An 18,874-nucleotide genomic window follows, 5' to 3' on the forward strand; every position below is an offset into this window, starting at 1 on the left:
CTTCTAACCGTATATCAACCTTGAGCCTTACTCAGTCACTTATATGCCCATGTTCCTGCACAACCGAGTTGTCAATGTTCTCTCGTACGCACTTACCAGATGAACTAAGGATTCTTACCGTTGCATCGGTGAGCGGGCTTTCACCGCCAGCTTTCGCCTTATCCTGTTTCACCTAGTAGGTGCGTATGAGATGGGTTAGCCTCTTATGCTGTCCAGCCTGTTTTCTTACGCTGCGCCTTTGGCTGTCTGTATTTAAGCAGTTTGTATATACAAAAGTCAATAATCCCGTGGCTAAAAAGTCGACTTTCAGGCCGTTTCTTATCTGATAGTTCTTCCAAAATGATTAGTGTGCAATTAACAACATCGGGCCAGCCAACCGTGCTCTTCAAGCTGAAAGAGCTGGCTCACTGGACACACGGACGGGCCGAAAATGTCGGTGATGGTCAGTAGGCTGCAACATATGAGCAAGCGAACGTCTTTGGACGCCTTCAACTACGAGAACTCCGCCTTGGCCAAGGCCATGAAGCAGATGCAGGGACCGCCAATGATGGACACCTCTTGGATCACCAGGAGCGTGCTTGGTGCCAGCGCCATCCAGAAGGCACACGACGACGCCATGCGGATCTTCAACATGTCCAAGTTGCCTTCGAGTTGGGACACCGTGATGAATGCTGCTGCCGTGGCTGGCGCAACGGACAATGCGGCGGAATCGGCGGTCAAGTCCATCGAACGGCTCGGCCTCAACTATGAGAGCGTCATGCAAAGTGCTGGCTTCACGGCTTCCAAATTGATGAGCGCAATGGATATGCCAGGCATATCCAGTTACGTCCAGGAAATAGCAAGCACCCAAAACGCATTCGGCGCCATCACGATGCCGTACGTCGATGTGCTCCGGTCATCAATCGTGGAGCAGGTGATGGCTAGCACTGACGCACTTCGCGAGGAGTTCAGAGGTACGCAAGTCCAAGAACTTGCCAACGATCTGCTCGAAAACAAAGACATTGCCCAGGCAGTTGAAAGGTCGATAGCCTTCCTGGACCTCTCGGACGCCCAGACGAAGGCCACAATCGCCTGGTTCATTGGGATCGTCGTTGGACTGATGGTCTTGGCTCTAATGCTGGAGCTCAAAGAAGCCAGTGGGCAGTTCGCCGAACTCCTGAGCCTGATGGGTTTCGACGCGCCGGGGGCTGAAGGCTTGGCCGCCGGCACCTACGCGGGCAAGAAGACAAAAGACGGGCTCGACAGACGGTTCCCATCCGAGAAATAACCGTCCGGTCTGGGGTTTTATCCGTCAGCCTGCACCATTTGCTAATGCTGTGCCAAAACAGTCTTCGATCGACACAACGTCGCCTATCATTCAAGTTGTGGCCAGGTGGACAGACAAACAAAGGACGACTCTCGTCATTTGTATCGCGGTGGGCAGCCTCGCGTGCATGCTTGCCATCGGCGTTTTGGCCGCCCAGTTCGGTCCAACGGTCATGAGTTTGGTATCTGGCCACTCGGTGAGAATCCCGACAACTTCAGCCAAACCGAGTCAAAGCGATGTGCCCCAAGCTGCTGACACTCCCAGCTCGAAAGCACCTGACAAGACACTACCGAGTGCTGCTACAACGTACTCGTCACCGCCTCTGCCGAGTACACAACCGAGCCGCCCTGTGGAGCAGACTGCTCCCGCGCCAGCTGCCCCACAGCCTGCCGCCCCTATTAACTGCCCATCGGGGCTTCTGAACGCCACGCTTTCGTCCGTCTCCTTTGCTCCTTATAAGTACGACGCCAACGAATCAACGATTATCGCACGGGGCGTCTTGCGTAACGACACGACAGCCGAAGTGCTCCTCGGCGACAATGATGTACCCAATTTCCTTGGCTTGGATGCTCAGGGCAAGCCAGTAGTAATCGAGCTCTTCGGGGAATGGGATTGGGCCCCGCCTCCTGGCACACCTCGCATGGGTTTCTTGACGATCAAGCCGGGTCAGAGCTTGGCGTATACAGTGACAAAAACCTTTCCGAACGAAATGATCGCGCAGGTGAAGTTCTGGTATTCCGCGGCCGAAGTCGGGTCCTTGGATGCGACATTCAATAACGGCCAGTTCCTCAGATGCCGCAACCCGCTTGCTCCCGCCGGTCAAGGACAGTCGATTCCTGCGACGAATCTTCCTCCGACCAAATGAAGTTTCGCTGACGCAGAACGGACAAGCGCTGCGACATGCCCAACCCTTAGACGCTCGGACCCAGGCATACACGCGCTTCACCGGCTTGGTTCTGTGGATTGCGGATCAAGCGACGGGCGCGGGAGGGATGGGAAGGGAGTCGGTGGCTGTAGACATTCGTTTACGTGCATGCTAAGTACTCCCTTCTTCTACGACGTGAATCGCGGGGAGTTGTTACTGAAGCATTCCCTGAGTGGGGGTGCAGGTCTTTCGGTTCATCAGGGATAGCTTGATTGACTAACTCCCCTACCAGTCGATTACGTCGATTGATCCCCCGTAACCTACTGGGCACGTCTTGATTGAAGGCAGGTGTAGGCCCAGGCCGGATTCGAACCGGCGGCCCCCTGCTTTGCAGGCAGGTGACGTAACCACTTGTCTACCGGGCCATACAGCTACCTTCAAGTGTTATAGACGGAAAAGTGGCCACCTATGGAAGCGCTGATCCATAGCGACGTTCATACTGACTGTGCAAGCAAGTAGTCGCCACCGTCGTTCCAGAGGCCAAGCTTCAGATATCACTCCACCTGGCGTACTTGCACCCTGCGGGCGACCACATCACCGTCCATAACTTAGACTGTGAACCGGATTGTAAAGGTGCGCATGGATATTTCTCTTTGGTCCATCAGTACAAAGCAGGCTTTACGATAGCCTAAAACGTTGAGCTGTTTTACCGGCTATTTTTGAGTTACGCCGGAAGCCAACAGTCAGGGACTCCCCATAACTATTGATATAAGTTTCGACTTTGCTACAATAAAGGTAGCTAGAGAGCCGGCCCGTTATCGAAAGATAGCGGGTTATTCTTATATCCCCTATCCGACTTTCGCTAGAGAGCCGAGTAGGCACTTCTGATTATAGGTGAAATATCTAACATTTCAATCTTAGCCAAACTCCAGCAGTGCAGGCTGGGGAAAAACCTGTGGAAAAGTTCTAGACAAATCAGAAGCTCTCCCCCACAATCAGCAGCATGACTTTATCAACACTCCTAAACAAAAAGATCATCGTGCCGGTACTCAACGTGAAGCACTACGGGCCGACCCTTCAAGAACGCAGAAACGGTAAGAAGAATAGCAAGCCGTTTTTCTTACCACAGCGGAACCCAAAGACCATCAAGGCATGAAAAGAGCCCCCGGCGGATACCGTGGGCTTAGTTGTATCTGACGAATATTTAGAGGAGAACGCCGCCAAGTAAGAACATGGCGAGCCCAACGGCTAGAAGCCGACCTTGTTCGGTAGCTAGGAATCGCTCAAGCCAGGTTGTGCTCTTAGTTCGATAGACGCGACGCCTAGATTGCCTGTATGGCTGTAGGTCAAATATTTCGCCAGTTAGCGTGTTCGTGTACTTCATATAGGCAGTTCCTGTTTACTTATCTACCACCATTTTCTCTTAACTCGACACCTTAAGCAACACTTTGTATATACAAAAGGTTGTAGAATAGTCTACGCGATCTTCTCGGCAAAGCCCTTGGCAAGATGCACCTCAAACATCTTCGCCCTTTCCCCCGCCTCCCGACGTATAACGCCTTCTATATTGTGTTTGCGCTGTTCATCTGGGACCAGGAACCAAACGAGCGGGAAGGCCTCAAAATCGCTAGTAGTCGAACTATCGTGCGCTTTCAAATAGCGAATGACCATATCTCCAATAGTGCTCAGGCTCTCAAATCCGCGGTCCACCTCTATCCAGTAGCCGGCAGCAAGGCCCTGATCTACGAACTCAACATCCACAAAGAGGTCAGGCCGTATGGTGATGCCGCTCAGGGTCATGTGCGTATTCGGCTCTGTCAGATAGTTGAGTAGCTTCAATCTCCCACTACGCACCTCAGCCAACACCTCGATAAAGGCATCAGCTATCTCTATGTGGTGATGCTTCACCGTCCTATGCGGCGGAACATACTTGCCGCGCTTACCGAGGAAATCCCAGCCGCTAGGGCCGATCTGGTACACGTACTGGCCTGAGCCCCCGCCGTTTCCACCAACGAGGCGGCGCTCAACCCGTGACAGGAACTTATCTCTCACCAGTCTTTGAAGAACTCGGTCAATCGAGTTCTTCCACTGGTTGTTGTAAAAATGTAGATCCCAAATATGACCAGCTGCAAGCTGCCCGAATTGGTCTACGGAGCGAATAATGTCAGCGTCGCGGGTCGTTAGGCGCATGTCCGCAGTATAGAGCAGAGCAGTATGGACGTCGATCCCAGCAACCACGGGGTGTTTCGGCCTAACAGGCGTGGGGCGAGTCGGTCAGTAGACACACATCGAAACACACACCCGAAAACGTTTCATTTGTCCACATCTTTTGTCGTCCTTTCTACATCACGTTTTGTATTTACAAACGTCGCGTTTGGTTCATAATGAAACACAGCAAAGCGAGCTACAAAAACTGCGAGGTGACCATTAACAACTCATACACAAACTACAAACAGGAGAAACACTAATAGAAAGGATTCATCCATGAATACAACACCAGAGCAGAGTCCGTATCCGAGCAGGAGCGAAGTTACCGGCACGCGGCCCCAGCTAACCACTATCCGAACTGACCCACTGCTGATGGTCGCGGTGGCGGCCTACCAGAAGCACCACAAGGCCCTCTATGGATTCGAACCATCACGCGGCTCGATCCTGAGCACTTCGGTGCTTCAGCACAACGACTACATCCGGCGCGAATACAACAAGCTAAAAAGGGAGAACATCTATGAGAAAAAGAAATATCTTGACGGCATCAAGACGCCGAAGCATTCAGTCTTCACAGAAGACTTCGACAACTTTTAGCCAGCGCCGCAGGGACCAGGAAGCCGCCAAAGTTGCCGCTTTCAAGCCGCGTCGCCGTGACTTCAGTGCGAAGAATAAGAGCCTTGGCCTCAGCCTGGGCAAAGGACTACTTGTATGGACGAGCCTGTAGAGACTCCCGCCAACGGCGTGGATCAACTGTTCGTTGGTATCCCTGCAAGTATCGCCAAGGCCATCATCGCCATCCAAGCGAAAGTTCAGGCCCTTGAAAAGACCGCCAAGAACGACCATTTCAAGAACGCCTATGCGCCGCTGGAAGAAGTCATGGAGGCGGCTTTACCGCTAATCACGAAGCACAAACTTGGATTGATGCAGTGGCCAGTGACGAAGGATGGAAAGCACTACCTGCACACTGTTCTTCTCCACGAAACAGGAGCGAACCTTCAGGCAGACATAGAGCTTCTCTTGGTCAAACAAGATCCACAGGGCCTGGGATCAGCGATTACCTACACCCGTCGGCAAACAGTAATGGCCATCCTCGGTTTATCTGCCAAGGGCGAAGATGACGACGGTAACAAGGCGAGCAACCACCTACCGCAGCCCACAAGTGAGCAAATCACTCAGATCATCACGATCTGTAAGGATCTCAAGTATCCAGAGGAAGAAGTGCAGAAGCGTCTGAGGACAATCAAGACTTTTGATCACGCCGTGCTGGCTATCAGTAGGCTCGAACGAGTCATTTCTGGACGCGCAAGAGCACTCAAATCAGGTGAGGGCAGCCCGATCGAGGTAGCGACTGATTCAGAGCCACCTGTCGAGGACCGTCACAACGAAACTTACGTCAAGAAGCGCCTGGCAGGATTCGGATTCAAAGACAATAAGACCATCACTGCGTTCATCAGAGCTACGACAGGCAAACCACTGTTGGGCAACTGCAAGTCGGCCGAGTTACAGCTACTGAATGAAGCGATGGACCGCATTGAAAGCGGTGAGGAATCCTTGCCACCTGACTGGCGTGAATCCGACCAGACTGAAGAAAAATCTAAGGAGGTTACGGCCTCGGAGAACAAGCAATGACCAAGACAAGAGTCACCAAGCAACGGTTCAGTACTATCAAGCGCCAGCTGGCGCACCCCGGCAATGACCTTGAGCGCTTAGCGCAGGCCCACGGCTTGAAGCCAAGTACTATCCGCTTCATCCGCGGTTGCAAGGACTACGAGACCTATCTCCGCCGAACCAGAAAGAAGGCGCGAGACGCTGCAAAACCGGTGAATTCGCTGCTCGACAGCAATCTGACACCTGAACAGGCTCAGGCCTATCTAGACCTGGGAACCAATTTACAACTAGCGAACGACACGATCAGGCGCCTAGAAGATACGGTTCGACAAAAAGACGGGGTGATCAAGTCTAAGGACGGATTGATCAAGTCTCTTAGGACCGAGCTCGCAGACTGCGATCGCCGCTTGACTGCGACCATCATCGAGAGTGCACGCCGCAAACGTACACTGTGGGCTCGTATAGGGAGATCTGTGTAGGTGGCAGGAACTGTGATCGGCGGTCAGAAAGCCTCGGCTTCAAGATGGACTAGCCCTGTGCCGAAGGTCATCGCCTACATCCGCGTGAGCACCAGTCACCAAGACGTCGATAACCAAAGATTTGAGATCAACCGCTATGCAGAGCGTAGCGGGGTCCTGATCGACGAGTTCATTGGGGAAACGGCATCCGGCTACAAGACGCAGCTGGTTGATCGCAAGCTCAGCGATGTCATGGCGGACCTGGAGAGAGGCGACACACTCGTTGTGAGTGAAACAAGCCGTATCTCCCGACGCCTCATGGACATCCTGAACACCATCCAGGGGCTGCTGGACCGAGGCATCAACGTCATCGCCGTCAAGGAGGGGATCGTCTTCAAAGATGACATCAACTCCAAGGTCCTGGCATTTGCGTTCGGGCTGGCCGCGGAAATTGAGCGCAACCTGATTTCAGCGCGTACACGCGAAGCCCTGGCCAAGAAGAAGGCAGATGGAGTGCAACTGGGCCGGCCAGCTGGCTCAGCAGACCCGAAGAACCTCAAGCTCTATGGCAAGGACGAGGAGTACATCGCGCTGCGCATGAAAAAGGTGCCCAAAGCTGCGATCGCCCGCATGTTTGACGTGAACATCGAAACGTTGCGGCGCTACGTTTCACGCCAGGAATTGGACAAGGAAGTCGTTTGGAGACTCCACAAGAAAACCACCAATTTCTAGATATGTACTGAAACCACCGCACTCGCTCAGCGAAGACACAAGCTTGCGTCTCTTGCAAACTTACTCGCTCGCTGCTCGCACTCCCCCATCGCAACTAAATAAATGTAGAACATCATAGAAAGCATTATTAGTTCTTACAAACGATGGCGGGGTGTGGGCAGTGAGACGCACCGTCCCATTTACATAAAACAAGGAGGTCTATGACCGTAACAGCAACTATTTTCGGACTGATTGTGGTCGTGGTGGCGTGCATCGTCATCATCGCCCAGACCAACCGAGCAGACAACAACCCTAAACGGAGAAAGAAGTAATGGATTGGAAAGAACAACAACGAGCTGCGCAGCAGAGGCTACGCGTAAACATCATCAGAGGCAGTGTCGCGGGAGTCCTGGCGCTCTGCGGCATCATCACCCTGTTCAGCTCCATGGAAGCGGTTGGTACCGGTGAAGTCGGTGTTGTGACTAGCTACGGGCGCGTAACCGGCCGGGAGCTTGACGAGGGATTCTCTTGGATCGCTCCGTGGGGTGTGAACAGCGCAACCATTTACGACGTGAAGACCCAGAAGGATCAGATCGACGCCACTGGAGCGACCGCCGATCTACAGGACGTGCAAGCGACGCTCGTGCTCAACTACGCACTCAACCGGGGCGAGGTGAGCAACATTCACAAGACGGTGGGTAAGGAATACAAGGACAAGCTGGTCATCCCTGCCCTAAACGAGACGTTCAAGGCTGCAGCCGCGAGGTATGTTGCTGGTGATCTCATCACCAAACGTGCCGAGGTGAAGAACGACGTTACTAAGCAGCTGTCGGATCGACTGAAGAAGTACGGCATCAGCATTCAGGACGTCAGTATCACCAATTTCTCATTCAGCCCGGAGTTCTCAGCCGCCATCGAGGCGAAGCAAGTAGCTCAGCAGAATGCGGAGAAGGCCGAACAAGACCTGGCAAGGATCAAAGTCGAAGCTGACCAGGCCATTACCAAGGCCCGAGGTGAGGCAGAGGCCCAGCGTCTCCAGCAAGAGACATTGACTCAAGAGCTTCTCCAGAAGCTGGCTATCGAGAAGTGGGACGGCAAGTTGCCGACGACCAGCGCCGGCACTGGGACGCTGTTCACGCTCCCCCTCAAATAGCCTGAACGCCGCCTCCGAAGGAACCGGAGGCGGGACAGAAAGATTGGATAAGGACGCCGTTTGCGTCAAGGACAACTGAATATGAGTTCACAGAAATCGACTTCATCGAGTACCGACATCGGGTCCGTTGCCTTTCCAGTGGCAATCACTTTCGTTGCGCTGAAGTTAACCAACATCATCGACTGGTCTTGGTGGTGGGTGCTCTCTCCCTTGTGGATCGGAGCAGGCCTCGCGATATTGGTCTTCTTGATTACGCTACTGGTCATAATCGTGGCGGATCACAAGTCATGAGTAACGCACGCCTCTACACCTGGCTACTCGGCGCAGCTTCCATCATCATCGGCATGACGGTGACACCGTACGCATTCGTCGGCTTGCCGCTTGCATTCCTGTTTTGGCAGCTCTACGGCAAAAGGCACGACGCATGAGTGCCAACGAGAACCCAACTCAGAAAGAGCGCATTCTCAAGTACCTGCAGAGCAAAGGACGTGCGACCAACTACGAGCTGTCACACATCTGCCTTCGATACAGCGCAAGACTCAAGAACCTACGCGACGACGGATGGCGCATTGAGAGCGTCCATCTAAAGGGAGGTCGGTGGCTGTTCGTCCTCCACGGCAAGGATGGGGGGACGGCAGCATGACCACACAGACAACCGCCCACGCAGACCTAAGAGCACGCAAACGACTCGGCGTCTCGGATGTATCTGGGGTCTTTCGAGAAGCACTGGCCAAAGGAATTCGACGTAAAGAGCTCAGGGGAAGCTTCGCCCGGTTCATGGACAGACAAGCAATGACCCACAGAAGCAACTTCGTGATCTACAAGAACGTCGTCTACTGGTTTGGGAAAGATGAAGTCCTAAGAACCGTGATTCCACTCCACCAAAAGTGGCACAAGTACGTGAAGCCTAAAGCAGTCAATCACGCTGCTGCTGTTGAGGCCGGTGATGAGTCTTGAGCGCCTTCCTGATCTCACGGGCGGCGCTTGCACAGACCTCGCCCCGGGTGTCGCTGAGAAGTACTTCGGCGCCAACGCACACCTAGAACCGTTCCTAGCAAAGACCGCGAAGGCCATATGTGCCCGCTGTGTCGTCCAGCCTCAGTGTTTAGAAGCAGCGCTCAAGCGCACCTATCCAGATCGCGGCGTGGTCGGCGGCATGACAGCCAGCTCCATCAGGGCAGCTAAGGAGTGGGACGCCTACGACAAAGGCACCAGGCCAACACCACCAAAGTATTCGCGACCCGAGATGCCGAACTACTACCAGCCGTCGCCGGCAAGTGAAGTAGCTGAGGAATACCGCGAGAAACGTTCCCTGTCCTTTGGTGAGCAGGTCTACGGCATCTTCCTGGATGTGAAGCAGGGCAAGTACCAAACACTCAACCAAGCCATCGGCGAGATCGCGCTGATACACAGCCAGATCCTCGGGGACGTTGGCCGCGGGTAAACATCGATGCTTCACGACTACATCGATATCCCCGCACAGCCGCAGCCACTCCAAGAGAGGCTCTGGAAGCGCCAGGAGATCGCCCAGCGCATCGGAGAGGCCGCAACCAGGCTATGTGCGGCGACAACGGAATACAACGAGCTGGTAGCTCAACTAATACAAGTGAATGAAGAGATAAGGAGGGAAGAAGAATGAAATCACGAAGCTATAGGGGTGACGGCGAGCCCATTGTCGATAATTTGAGCGGCGATAACTCCGATGAAGGCGAGCGGAATGCAGCGGCTTTGGCCTTGCTGTCCAAAGCAATTGGGCTCGGGTACACAATCGAGTGCCAGAGACTCATGATCTCTGTGAATGAGCCACACAAGCTGGTAACGCTAGAACCTAACGTCGAATTCATAGACCAGCTGGTAAGGGAAGCTCGGATGGATCTGTGCAAGTGTGCGATTTTGGCCGGTTCACCGCATCTTGACCCAATACAGACGGCCGCTGCGACAGCCGGATACATCGTCAACGAGCTAAAGTCGCTCGAACTCCAACCGCCAACTGAAACACCGAATGACGAGAATGCACCTCCCTCATTCACTGAAGCCGACATTCACGGCCACGGCAGTGACCTATGGCCCGAGAAGACCATTGACTAAAAAGTCCCAATGAATCAAAATCTGGGGCAGGAGAACTCGCTATTAGCAAACTCACCGACATTACACTGAACTTTGAAAAATTGGATTCAGAGCAAGTGCTCGAAGACCTACGGCAGCAAGCCCTAATAGGCCGCCGCGTCGAGTACAACAAGCTCAGAGTGGAACTAGCCAGCCTGTACGCTGCAAGCGTCCTGGTGAAGCTCTAGCACTCCCCTGGTTGCCCTAATGACCGCGTCCGTTGCTCCACCCAACCGACGGCAACCACTTGGCAGTGCTCCATCTCGCCTTACAAATCATTCGTGCCAGTTGAGAGACGTCAGGAGCTGTAGAGCGTGATGGGTAGACGATCTCGCATCGCCTACTTCGCACATTCCACTCAATTCAAAAAGTGCAAGGAAATTCTCCTTGAACCAAATGTGGATGCACCAGAGAACACGGATACACTCTCAACTTTGGTGCACTTAGTCCTGTCCATGACTCTTTTCGTTCCTGTTTGTGGTCGTAGATGGAACTGGGTAAAGGAGCCCACACGTGAATGAACAACCAAGTAGCGGTTCCTTTAGAGGACGCCGAACAAATAGCTTTCGTCCAGTGGCTTGACCTTCAGGGTCTACGGCATACCGCCGTTCCGAACTCGACCTACACCACCAGCTGGAAGCAGAAGACCAAGAACAAGGCCATGGGTCTACACGCCGGCTTCCCTGACCTAATCGTGCTCATCTCCCCCAGCCAGGCATCGGACAACCGAGGCCGGCTCCTGGGCATCGAGATGAAGCGTCAGCGTGGCGGCACAGTCTCTCCAGACCAACGCGCCTGGATCGCAGCACTCAACGGTCTGGGGACACCCCACATCGATTCCGTAGTGGCACACGGCGCGGCTGAAGCCATCGAATACGTCAGCACCTTCCTAAAACAAGTCCATCAAGTCCAGTTCTGATCGCGGGCTGAATCTTGGAGCCAATCGGCTTCAAGTACATTCCACGATTTAGGCAGTGATTGAAGTGTTTCACGCAATCCAAATCCCCCAAGACGAAGATCGGCCACTCTACAAGGTGACGATTGAAGACCTGGCAGGTATGCAGGCAGCAGTCGGCGGCTACATCGAGATCCTTGATCTTGGGCCGCTTGTCGCCTCACTGGTAGTCCACGAAGAGGGCAAGCTGGAACGGAAGCCCATCAACCGCCGGGCAACTCTGCTGTTTTGGTTGCTCTTTCCGAGCATCCGCCACCATGACGTGATCGTCGGTGACGTCCTGATTGTCGGCCACCCCGACAAAGACGGAAACACCACCGACGCGCCGGCCAACGTGATTAAGCTCCTGTTTGAAACGAAGTCTTACAAGGCTGAGTTCCAAACCTACGACGATGCCAACAAGTTCAACGGCAACAGGATGCGCTTCGAGGACTACTTTGTAGCGATCAACTACGCGCTCGGCAAGGCTGAGTCTTGGTCCGCCGTTCAACGAGTCCGCGTCGTCGCGGCTGGAGACTGATTCCGATGACTGGCGAACGGCTTACAACGCCCCCTCACTGGTCAGAATTGCTCAGGACGGCACTAGAGCTGCCTGGACAAGCTGGGAGCACCTACAACCGCTTCAGGAGGTTCTCACTGGGCAACCAGGCACTACTGATGATGCAGGGTCTTAGGGAGCCAGTGAACACCTACAAGGGTTGGGCCGCGCTAAATAGGCAAGTCAAGAAGGGCAGCAAGGCCAAGGTCATCTACGTCCCCATGTTCCGGAAGGAGCTGACAGAGAAAGGCGAGGAAGAGAAACGACTCTCCGGTTTCAAACTGGTGCCGTCCATCTTCGGCGTCTCTGAGACTGAAGGTGACGATCTGCCGGCGTACGAGCCGCCTCACTGGAGCAAGGAACGGGCAATGCAGAAGCTGGGGATAACGCAAGTGCCGTTCAGTTCAATCGACGGGAACGTGCAGGGTTGGTCCCAAGGCTTCAACTATGCTCTGAACCCCGTCGCCGCGTACCCGTTTAAGACGACGATTCACGAGTGGGGACATATCACCCACGGTCACACGTCGGATGAAGGGTTGCAGGAGTATCGGACCCACCGTGGCCTGTACGAGTTCCAAGCAGAATCCACCGCGTACCTCGTGCTCAACGAGTTAGGATCGGCCGACCAGTTTAATGCAGCCGAGAGTAGGAATTATCTGCAATCTTGGCTGCAAGGCGAAAAGCCCGACGACAAATCGACCAAACAGGTATTTGTCGTCGCTGATCGCATCATCAAGGCTGGGCTGGAAGAACCTGAACCCGACGAGCCAGCGGAGCAGCAGCAAGAGCTCGCCGCAGCATGACCGCAGATCGTGGAAGAGCCTCAGTTCAAAAGACTGAGGCTACTTTCATTGGTACTCGAAGTTTAGAAAGGCGAAGTCTCCATGAAGAACCGCTGCCCATTGGTCGTACATCCAGGCGGCCTCTTCCTCAGTGTAATAGCGCCCGAGGTAGTACCGCTTCCCATCCACATTGACATAAGACATCCAGCATTTCATTCGTTTATCGCCAGAATGGGCGACGCCCTTATATCTAGACCTAGCTCCACGCTGCACCGGACGGTTCATACTGTTCTGTCCTTTTGTGGCTATCCGGAGGTTAGCGCGCGTGTTATCCAGCTTGTCCCCGTTAACATGATCAACGTACTCACCAGCAGCCAGAGGTCGCCCCAAGGCTCGCTCCATGATGAGCCGATGCATTTTACGTGGCGCACCTCCAGGCGTTCCCGAATAGCATCTCGCATAGCCAGTATCACCAAGGTGCCAAGGTCGGCCTAACACCCGCTCCCCGTCAAGCTCATCAAACTGAACCATGGTATTTCCTATTTTGATTGTCGGCATAATCTCCTTTCCTGCTCGGAGATCATGCTCTATAATCTAGAGACAATGACCCTGTTGCCGCAGGGTTATTTTCATGTCCGTATTTAAGCATCATTAGGCACAATTTAAAAGACCCGTCATCCAGAGAGTAAAACTCGAATCTGGATGACGGGTCGCTTTAGATGGTGGATCAACTCCACGTTATTCGCCGTTCGACGGCTTCCAACCATTGCGACGACCCCTGATCGAATCAGCGTTCGCCAGGAGTTCCGGCGTTGCTATCTTCTCGAAGTCCGCCTTGTTGACGATGATCTCTTCCGAGTTTCCGTCAGGGTGACGAAGCTCCAGCTCAACCACGTTGGTGACTCGCTTGAGTGGTGCCAGCTCTTCAGCCGTTGCGTCGAACAGCTTTCCGAGGCTGCGAACAACCACGGTAATAACTTTGTCGTCCTCAACAATCTGACCGCTGACATCACTTGTGCGCTTTGACACGTATCCCATCTTTTATTCACCCCCTCGGGGCTCGGTGCTAGTAATCGCCTTTTGCAATCACTTCTGCGCCGTATTATGAGGGAATGCTATTTATTGTCAATGGGATAATTGATATAATAATGGCGTAAATGAATAACTTTGATCTGACCGCTTATGTGAAGAAATCAACTGCCGAAAGTGGCGTTCCCCTTCTCGTGCAAGATCAAACCGTCTTATCAGTCATCGCCAGGGCTACCTAATACCGCGGAGCCTACGTTCAAGATCACTGATACTCGCGCTGATACTGTCAACCTTGTCTTGCCAACCGGAGACCTTATCGTAGTGTCGCCTCTCGCGCTCGCGACGCCTGGTCATGATGTCTGAGTAGTGCGGGTGGTTATACGACGGCTCCTTGAAGTCCGAGTACTGCCAATTCAAATTCTCTTCGTATATTCTCGACTGATAATTGGACCGCGCACTCTCCGCTTTTGAGATTCTCTCTCGGAGCTGATCAGCGTAGTTCTGCTGATTGGCTTCCCTCAAGCGGCGCAGTTCGTCGTCAACTTGCTTCTTCGCTTTGCTGAACTCATACCAAAGTTGCTCTTCATTGGCTTTTGGACCGCGCGCAGCGGCCTTCCAGCGAGCCATGAGAGCATTTGCTGCTTCACCCGCACTCTTGTCTAACACTCGCCCTGAGAGCTTCTGCATCTCGTAGACCAGGTGCTTCTTTTCGGCGATGGCGCTGTCTCGCGCATCACTGCGCCTCTTGTAGAAGTCATCGCAAGCGCTCTTGAAGCGCTGCCAGAGGACCGCCTCGTGGTCGTTACCGTCAGCATCTCTACCAACGCGCCCCGCCTGTTTCCACTGCTCGCGAAGGCTCTGTATTCGGTCATGTCCGGTACGAAGATCGCCGCTGAAAGCAATCGACTGAGCCTCCTGTATGAGCTTGTTCTTGATGTAGGTAGCTCCCTCTTCTTCCTGAGTTGTCACTTCGCAATTCCCCTCTCGCTCATGACCGCTCCCTCCCAGTGAAGGAAGTTTAGCGAGAACGGAGGGTGACAAGAAGGCGACGGGCTACCCCCTTTTTCAGGAGGGTTTCCGCATGTTAACTACCCTCCAAGCTGGGGAGTACGACGTTGAGCGTAACTAGCCCCGCGGCTCACTTCGGATCAGAGTCAGCCATGCAAGCTATCAACCGGCGGCTCGCTGTCCTTTAGTGACGTATCGACGGCGTACGGGTCTACCTCGATGCTCGTCGCATTCACGATGCTCAAGTAGTTCAGAGCCGTTTCCTGTACGTCATTGGTTTGCTCACCAGTCAGCGGCGTCGTAGTTATTACCTTCAGATGACCGACATCGAGCACAACTGTCCCATCGATGCCAAACTCATGGAGTAGTCGACTGACGTCTCTAAGTAGGTGACTGGTCAGTTCGTTGCGCATGTGGTCATCCTGCGGAGATCGCATCGCTCGTATGGAATCCTCAACGGTACGTCCGAACGTTCCCACCCTCAATCCAGAAGTGCTCCGCGACCTGGACTGTCGCTGGATGTCCCTAACTGTGTCCAGGATTTCAGCGACCATTTGTGGTTGGGTGAGAGGCTTGGCGGCCGTGAGGGCTCCTTCCTCTCTGAGCTTGTCAACCTTGGCCTTGAGTTGGGGCCAAAAACTGTCGAAGAGCGTGCGAAGACCAGAATCATCCAACTTGTTTGGCAACTGGGAATTTATCGATGAAACCAGTTTCCGCATGCCTTCGTCGTTGAAGAGAACGTTGTTAAAAACATCGAGCGGGCTGCTCTGCAACTCGTTTCTGTCATTGAAGCCGATGAGAAGTGGAATCACCTTTCTATCGATGTCGTTCAAGGCAATCGACAGCGCACCAGCTTCAAACTGAATCCAGGCAGCATTCTGATTCTCAGGAGTGACACAGATGATTCCGATATCAGACTTCTTCAGTTCGCTGGCTATGTCCTGCGACCATCGAGAGCCTGGGTCAATGTCGAGATCGCTCATCCACGGCTCAGTGGCTTGAAGGATCATTTTCAGCCATGGCTTGAGCAGCAGCGCCACAGCCTTGCTCTCGGGACCGGACCAGCTAATAAAGACCTTCAAGATGCTCCCCGTGTCGATGCTGACTATCTAGGTAAGACTATGGGCTTTCAGCTCAACTCTTCCGCTCGGAAGATCTCTCTGCCTGAAACGTGTCGCCAGATCACGTGATCGAGCCTTCTGGGCTGTGTCGGATAGAGCTCTGCGACCTGCATTATTAGGTCGGCAGTCTCCATGGGCGTCAACTTTTTTGCGTCGAGTCCCGCAAGCTTGGCGACGAAGCGGATAACCATCCGGTCGGGCTTCACAGACTGGAAGCCGGCGAGGATAAGCAGGTAGTTGTAAGTCACCCCCGACCTTTGGCTGGGCAGCCCCAGCCAGGCATCCTTCAGCTTCTTTCGGGTCTCTTTACCAGAGTAGGCTGCACGCAGTTCGTCTTGCGTAGTCACGCCAAGGTCCTTATGTTGCAGCAGCTCGGCAGCACGCCGAATGACTTCAGCCTTCAGCGGAGCATTTTTCTTCGTGTGAGCCGGTTTCCGGTTATTGACTAGCTCAGCCCACTCTGCACTACCGCCAGCATCCTTGAACGTCTCGAGCAGTTCTCTAGTGCCGTCTCGGTCGGCATCGCCGCCACGAGCCTTTCTATACGCCCGATATTCGTTCACTACGTTGGTTACCGCTTTGTACTTGGACCCCGTGGAGTAGATGGAATCGATCATGGAGAGGGCCAGGCTCTTCGGATATCCGTCGGCGGTTATCCACCGGGATTCGTCACCAAAAATCGAGCGGCATACCTCGGTCAGCTTGATCGCTTCTGGGAAGTACTCATTCGTCATTTCTGGACTCTAACAAGCTTCCGTCGCCATCATAGGGGTCCGAGGTCATTACTACCCATCGCTGCCTCCAACAGCCCGCTTCTTCCGCCATCCGCTTTTCCTTTGAAATCTATGCAGCAGGCGCGTTTGATCAGACGCTGCGATAGGCCACAACTGCCAGGTCTTCTTGGTGAAATCAAGCTTGTGTGTGGTTACGATGACGGTGTTCGCGACCGTCTCAGCCCGGGTGGTCTCCGCAGCTGGAACGGAGAATTCAGGAGGATCGCCGGGGCGTTGAAAGTCCCCTACGCGTACATCGGCCCTGCCACTATGTTTGAACGTCCCGACTCCCTCTTGGTTATGCATGAAGATGAACGTCTGATATCCCGCCGGATTGCCGAATCGCACCGACTCCGCGTAAACAAAAGACCGAGCGCCACTTGACTCATATTGACCAGACCGCCGATCTAGGAGTTCGCTGAACACCGAGCGACCGAGCCTTCCCCTGACCTGTTTGAAGGTCATATCCTCGATATCCCACCAAAAGTATGGATCTGTGATCGTGACTGACCAGCCCTCAACCCGTTCGCCTATGCTCCGCGTCACTACCCAGGCATGAGGTGTTGAGAAGATGCGGTCAACCCACTCCTCTTCTTCGTCTAGCCACATGCTTTCGGGCGGCTCATTTATGAAGATCGGTGTCCCAAGTAGGTTCTCCATGTAAGCCGCTGTGGCCCCGTTGGCCAGAAGATTCAGTTTCCTCCGCCACACGCGGCGACTCCCCCAGCCCTTGCGGTACCAGGTCCTAAATCCAGACCCAATGGTGCGCGACGCAATCAGGGCAGCCAATACGGCACCGACCAGCTTCAAGGTTTCGACAAAGTCCACTCTGCAATGATCCGTGGCCATCGGCTGATTACCTGAAACGGCGCTCCGAACTGGACCTACCAGGGTAGTTTCGTTGACGATCCGGCGTGGTATGCCCTAGATTTGACGCCTCGTCCAGGAACAAAACGCCACGGTGCGCCCGTGATGCCGCCCCGGGCCGCGGCAGGCCGGATCCACCGCCGATGATTGCCGCGGCGGTCGCGCTGTGATGGGGATTCTCAAAAGGCGGCCGGCGCAAGAGCTGTACCGAGTCGACATGGACAGCCGAAAGCGAATGGATCGCGGTGACCTCCATGGCTTCCCGGTCCCCTAAATCCGGCAAGAGCCCCGGGAGCCGCTCGGCAAGCATCGTCTTGCCCGCACCGGGCGGACCGCAAAGCAGCACATGATGCGCCCCGGCCGCCGCAACCTCCAAGGCGCGCCGGGCATCCCCCTGCCCCGAGACATCACAAAGATCCGGAACAACCGCGGCTCCGACGTCCTGATCCCCCGGAACGTCACCGTCGGCCGGGTCATAATCCAGGGCCAGGTCCTGCGGATCGGCCCCGAAATCAAACGCAAGTCGGGCCAGGGTCTTGTAGCCACGAACCACCGCCCCGGGAACCAACTCTGCCTCGGCGACGTTGGCCTGGGCCACAACAATCTCGGGGTGGCCTGCCTGAACAGCCGCCATGACCGCCGGCAAGATGCCGCGCACCGGCCTCAACCGGCCATCCAGTCCCAACTCGGAGATGAAGACCGTGCCTTCGGTGGAACGGATATCACCAGCAGCGCGCAACACAGCCATGGTGATCGCGAGGTCGAAACCCGAGCCACGCTTCGGCAGCGAGGCCGGAATCAGGTTTGCGGTGATCTTCCGACGACTCAGCGGGATGCCGGAATTCTGTGCGGCGGAGCGGATGCGCTCCTTGGCTTCGTTCAGGGAAGCATCCGGCAGCCCAAGGATCACGAAACTTGGGAGGGTTTGGCCGATATCCGCCTCGACCTCCACGATGTAGCCGTTCAGGCCCAACAGCGCCACCGAGTAGCTCCGGCCGACTCCCATCTAGCCCACACCCCTGAGGTGTTCGAGCTGCGGCTCCCCCACCCCGTCGTCGATGATTCCCACCACGTCCACCCGGCGGCGCAGCGCGCGAAGCTCGTGATCGCGGCACCAGGAAAGGGCCAGCCGATGGAGCCGGGCAAGTTTCGCGGCGCCGACCGCTTCGAATGGGTGCCCGTAGGCCAGGTTCTTCCGGGTCTTGACCTCGGCAATCACCAAGGTGTCGCCGTCGAGCGCAACGATGTCGATCTCGCCCTCGGAACATCTCCAATTGCGGTCCACAATCCGCATTCCCTGCGTTTCAAGGAAGGCTACGGCCAACGTTTCACCGTGCCGGCCCAGCAAGTCTTTGGCTTTCATGACCACCTCCGCTTCCAGCCTGG

General features: G+C 54.7%; 24 protein-coding genes, 1 tRNA gene and 2 pseudogenes. 16 read left to right on the plus strand and 11 right to left on the minus strand.

All coding sequences use genetic code 11. From position 1 onward, the window contains the following. Nucleotides 1–460 precede the first annotated feature (460 nt). Together ACSKT0_RS15800 and ACSKT0_RS15805 are read left to right on the plus strand one after the other, a co-directional pair. Entirely contained in the window at nt 461–1,267 is an 807-nt protein-coding gene (locus tag ACSKT0_RS15800) for a hypothetical protein (protein ID WP_437770646.1), read from the plus strand. A 388-nt stretch (nt 1,268–1,655) separates the two neighbouring features. Next, on the plus strand, nt 1,656–2,171 hold the full coding sequence (locus tag ACSKT0_RS15805) for a hypothetical protein (protein ID WP_437770647.1): 516 nt from the start codon (nt 1,656–1,658) through the stop codon (nt 2,169–2,171). A gap of 352 nt (nt 2,172–2,523) precedes the next feature. Here the strand turns inward: ACSKT0_RS15805 and ACSKT0_RS15810 are convergent. Then, nucleotides 2,524–2,596 (minus strand) — tRNA-Cys (locus ACSKT0_RS15810). Between the two features lie 1,051 nt (nt 2,597–3,647). Continuing rightward, nucleotides 3,648–4,361: a replication-relaxation family protein gene (locus ACSKT0_RS15815; RefSeq protein ID WP_437770648.1), complete on the minus strand. Its 714-nt coding sequence runs from the start codon at nt 4,359–4,361 to the stop codon at nt 3,648–3,650. A 294-nt stretch (nt 4,362–4,655) separates the two neighbouring features. Here ACSKT0_RS15815 and ACSKT0_RS15820 point away from each other — a divergent pair, with 294 nt between their 5' ends. The 14 genes from ACSKT0_RS15820 to ACSKT0_RS15885 all read left to right on the plus strand — a co-directional run bounded on the left by ACSKT0_RS15820 (nt 4,656) and on the right by ACSKT0_RS15885 (nt 12,711). Then, nucleotides 4,656–4,973 carry a hypothetical protein gene (locus ACSKT0_RS15820; protein WP_437770649.1) on the plus strand — a complete coding sequence of 106 codons (318 nt, stop codon included), beginning with the start codon at nt 4,656–4,658 and terminating at the stop codon, nt 4,971–4,973. Between the two features lie 114 nt (nt 4,974–5,087). Beyond that, nucleotides 5,088–6,008 (plus strand): ERF family protein, encoded by a 921-nt coding sequence (locus ACSKT0_RS15825; protein WP_437770650.1) that lies wholly within the window; start codon nt 5,088–5,090, stop codon nt 6,006–6,008. After that, entirely contained in the window at nt 6,005–6,466 is a 462-nt protein-coding gene (locus tag ACSKT0_RS15830) for a hypothetical protein (protein WP_437770651.1), read from the plus strand. The genes ACSKT0_RS15825 and ACSKT0_RS15830 overlap by 4 nt, the downstream gene beginning before the upstream one ends. Nucleotides 6,467–6,523: 57 nt before the next feature. Continuing rightward, nucleotides 6,524–7,177, plus strand: a complete 654-nt coding sequence (locus tag ACSKT0_RS15835; RefSeq protein ID WP_437770652.1) for a recombinase family protein — start codon at nt 6,524–6,526, stop codon at nt 7,175–7,177. A gap of 310 nt (nt 7,178–7,487) precedes the next feature. Then, the gene (locus ACSKT0_RS15840) at nt 7,488–8,309 is read left to right on the plus strand and encodes a prohibitin family protein (RefSeq protein WP_437770653.1); all 822 of its coding nucleotides are present in this window, start codon (nt 7,488–7,490) and stop codon (nt 8,307–8,309) included. A gap of 81 nt (nt 8,310–8,390) precedes the next feature. Next, nucleotides 8,391–8,600, plus strand: coding sequence for a hypothetical protein (locus ACSKT0_RS15845; RefSeq protein WP_437770654.1), 210 nt, complete (start codon nt 8,391–8,393; stop codon nt 8,598–8,600). Further along, nucleotides 8,597–8,737, plus strand: coding sequence for a hypothetical protein (locus tag ACSKT0_RS15850; RefSeq protein ID WP_437770655.1), 141 nt, complete (start codon nt 8,597–8,599; stop codon nt 8,735–8,737). Before ACSKT0_RS15845 ends, ACSKT0_RS15850 begins: the two co-directional genes overlap by 4 nt. Nucleotides 8,738–8,948: 211 nt before the next feature. Further along, nucleotides 8,949–9,266, plus strand: coding sequence for a hypothetical protein (locus tag ACSKT0_RS15855; protein WP_437770656.1), 318 nt, complete (start codon nt 8,949–8,951; stop codon nt 9,264–9,266). Next, nucleotides 9,256–9,753, plus strand: coding sequence for a WhiB family transcriptional regulator (locus ACSKT0_RS15860; RefSeq protein ID WP_437770657.1), 498 nt, complete (start codon nt 9,256–9,258; stop codon nt 9,751–9,753). The genes ACSKT0_RS15855 and ACSKT0_RS15860 overlap by 11 nt, the downstream gene beginning before the upstream one ends. 191 nt (nt 9,754–9,944) lie before the next feature. After that, nucleotides 9,945–10,397: a hypothetical protein gene (locus tag ACSKT0_RS15865; RefSeq protein WP_437770658.1), complete on the plus strand. Its 453-nt coding sequence runs from the start codon at nt 9,945–9,947 to the stop codon at nt 10,395–10,397. Between the two features lie 80 nt (nt 10,398–10,477). Continuing rightward, nucleotides 10,478–10,603, plus strand: a complete 126-nt coding sequence (locus tag ACSKT0_RS15870) for a hypothetical protein (protein ID WP_437770659.1) — start codon at nt 10,478–10,480, stop codon at nt 10,601–10,603. Between the two features lie 329 nt (nt 10,604–10,932). Beyond that, complete coding sequence (locus ACSKT0_RS15875; protein WP_437770660.1) at nt 10,933–11,334, plus strand: VRR-NUC domain-containing protein; 402 nt, start codon at nt 10,933–10,935, stop codon at nt 11,332–11,334. 55 nt (nt 11,335–11,389) lie between these two features. Further along, a complete protein-coding gene (locus ACSKT0_RS15880; protein WP_437770661.1) occupies nt 11,390–11,890 on the plus strand; it encodes a DUF3846 domain-containing protein in 501 nt (166 codons plus the stop codon). A gap of 140 nt (nt 11,891–12,030) precedes the next feature. Beyond that, on the plus strand, nt 12,031–12,711 hold the full coding sequence (locus ACSKT0_RS15885) for a hypothetical protein (protein ID WP_437774048.1): 681 nt from the start codon (nt 12,031–12,033) through the stop codon (nt 12,709–12,711). A gap of 45 nt (nt 12,712–12,756) precedes the next feature. Here ACSKT0_RS15885 and ACSKT0_RS15890 read toward each other — a convergent pair whose 3' ends face one another. The 9 genes and pseudogenes from ACSKT0_RS15890 to ACSKT0_RS15930 form a co-directional block, all read right to left on the minus strand. Then, complete coding sequence (locus tag ACSKT0_RS15890; protein WP_437774112.1) at nt 12,757–12,894, minus strand: hypothetical protein; 138 nt, start codon at nt 12,892–12,894, stop codon at nt 12,757–12,759. A gap of 138 nt (nt 12,895–13,032) precedes the next feature. Further along, a pseudogene (locus ACSKT0_RS15895) lies at nt 13,033–13,248 on the minus strand (hypothetical protein); the annotation flags it as partial. 180 nt (nt 13,249–13,428) lie between these two features. Further along, nucleotides 13,429–13,719, minus strand: coding sequence for a hypothetical protein (locus tag ACSKT0_RS15900; RefSeq protein ID WP_437770662.1), 291 nt, complete (start codon nt 13,717–13,719; stop codon nt 13,429–13,431). A 231-nt stretch (nt 13,720–13,950) separates the two neighbouring features. Next, entirely contained in the window at nt 13,951–14,688 is a 738-nt protein-coding gene (locus ACSKT0_RS15905) for a DUF349 domain-containing protein (RefSeq protein WP_437770663.1), read from the minus strand. 185 nt (nt 14,689–14,873) lie between these two features. After that, nucleotides 14,874–15,809, minus strand: coding sequence for a toll/interleukin-1 receptor domain-containing protein (locus ACSKT0_RS15910; RefSeq protein ID WP_437770664.1), 936 nt, complete (start codon nt 15,807–15,809; stop codon nt 14,874–14,876). 47 nt (nt 15,810–15,856) lie between these two features. Beyond that, nucleotides 15,857–16,582 (minus strand): hypothetical protein, encoded by a 726-nt coding sequence (locus ACSKT0_RS15915; RefSeq protein WP_437770665.1) that lies wholly within the window; start codon nt 16,580–16,582, stop codon nt 15,857–15,859. A gap of 51 nt (nt 16,583–16,633) precedes the next feature. After that, complete coding sequence (locus ACSKT0_RS15920) at nt 16,634–17,449, minus strand: ETEC_3214 domain-containing protein (protein ID WP_437770666.1); 816 nt, start codon at nt 17,447–17,449, stop codon at nt 16,634–16,636. A 106-nt stretch (nt 17,450–17,555) separates the two neighbouring features. Beyond that, a pseudogene (locus ACSKT0_RS15925) lies at nt 17,556–18,494 on the minus strand (YifB family Mg chelatase-like AAA ATPase); the annotation flags it as partial. Further along, a complete protein-coding gene (locus ACSKT0_RS15930; protein WP_437770667.1) occupies nt 18,495–18,851 on the minus strand; it encodes a YraN family protein in 357 nt (118 codons plus the stop codon). Between the last annotated feature and the right edge of the window lie 23 nt (nt 18,852–18,874).

The organism is Arthrobacter sp. KNU40 (genome assembly GCF_051515115.1).
In the GTDB taxonomy this organism is placed as follows: Bacteria; Actinomycetota; Actinomycetes; order Actinomycetales; family Micrococcaceae; genus Arthrobacter.

Bases quoted from the DNA above. Each gene is read 5' to 3' on its own strand.
- ACSKT0_RS15855 (WP_437770656.1), top strand. From the start codon at position 8,949: ATGACCACACAGACAACCGCCCACGCAGACCTAAGAGCACGCAAACGA.
- ACSKT0_RS15815 (WP_437770648.1), bottom strand. From the start codon at position 4,361: ATGCGCCTAACGACCCGCGACGCTGACATTATTCGCTCCGTAGACCAA.
- ACSKT0_RS15845 (WP_437770654.1), top strand. From the start codon at position 8,391: ATGAGTTCACAGAAATCGACTTCATCGAGTACCGACATCGGGTCCGTT.
- ACSKT0_RS15890 (WP_437774112.1), bottom strand. From the start codon at position 12,894: ATGTCTTATGTCAATGTGGATGGGAAGCGGTACTACCTCGGGCGCTAT.
- ACSKT0_RS15860 (WP_437770657.1), top strand. From the start codon at position 9,256: ATGAGTCTTGAGCGCCTTCCTGATCTCACGGGCGGCGCTTGCACAGAC.
- ACSKT0_RS15915 (WP_437770665.1), bottom strand. From the start codon at position 16,582: ATGACGAATGAGTACTTCCCAGAAGCGATCAAGCTGACCGAGGTATGC.
- ACSKT0_RS15885 (WP_437774048.1), top strand. From the start codon at position 12,031: ATGCAGGGTCTTAGGGAGCCAGTGAACACCTACAAGGGTTGGGCCGCG.
- ACSKT0_RS15800 (WP_437770646.1), top strand. From the start codon at position 461: ATGAGCAAGCGAACGTCTTTGGACGCCTTCAACTACGAGAACTCCGCC.
- ACSKT0_RS15865 (WP_437770658.1), top strand. From the start codon at position 9,945: ATGAAATCACGAAGCTATAGGGGTGACGGCGAGCCCATTGTCGATAAT.
- ACSKT0_RS15825 (WP_437770650.1), top strand. From the start codon at position 5,088: ATGGACGAGCCTGTAGAGACTCCCGCCAACGGCGTGGATCAACTGTTC.
- ACSKT0_RS15840 (WP_437770653.1), top strand. From the start codon at position 7,488: ATGGATTGGAAAGAACAACAACGAGCTGCGCAGCAGAGGCTACGCGTA.
- ACSKT0_RS15850 (WP_437770655.1), top strand. From the start codon at position 8,597: ATGAGTAACGCACGCCTCTACACCTGGCTACTCGGCGCAGCTTCCATC.
- ACSKT0_RS15820 (WP_437770649.1), top strand. From the start codon at position 4,656: ATGAATACAACACCAGAGCAGAGTCCGTATCCGAGCAGGAGCGAAGTT.
- ACSKT0_RS15875 (WP_437770660.1), top strand. From the start codon at position 10,933: ATGAACAACCAAGTAGCGGTTCCTTTAGAGGACGCCGAACAAATAGCT.
- ACSKT0_RS15930 (WP_437770667.1), bottom strand. From the start codon at position 18,851: ATGAAAGCCAAAGACTTGCTGGGCCGGCACGGTGAAACGTTGGCCGTA.
- ACSKT0_RS15830 (WP_437770651.1), top strand. From the start codon at position 6,005: ATGACCAAGACAAGAGTCACCAAGCAACGGTTCAGTACTATCAAGCGC.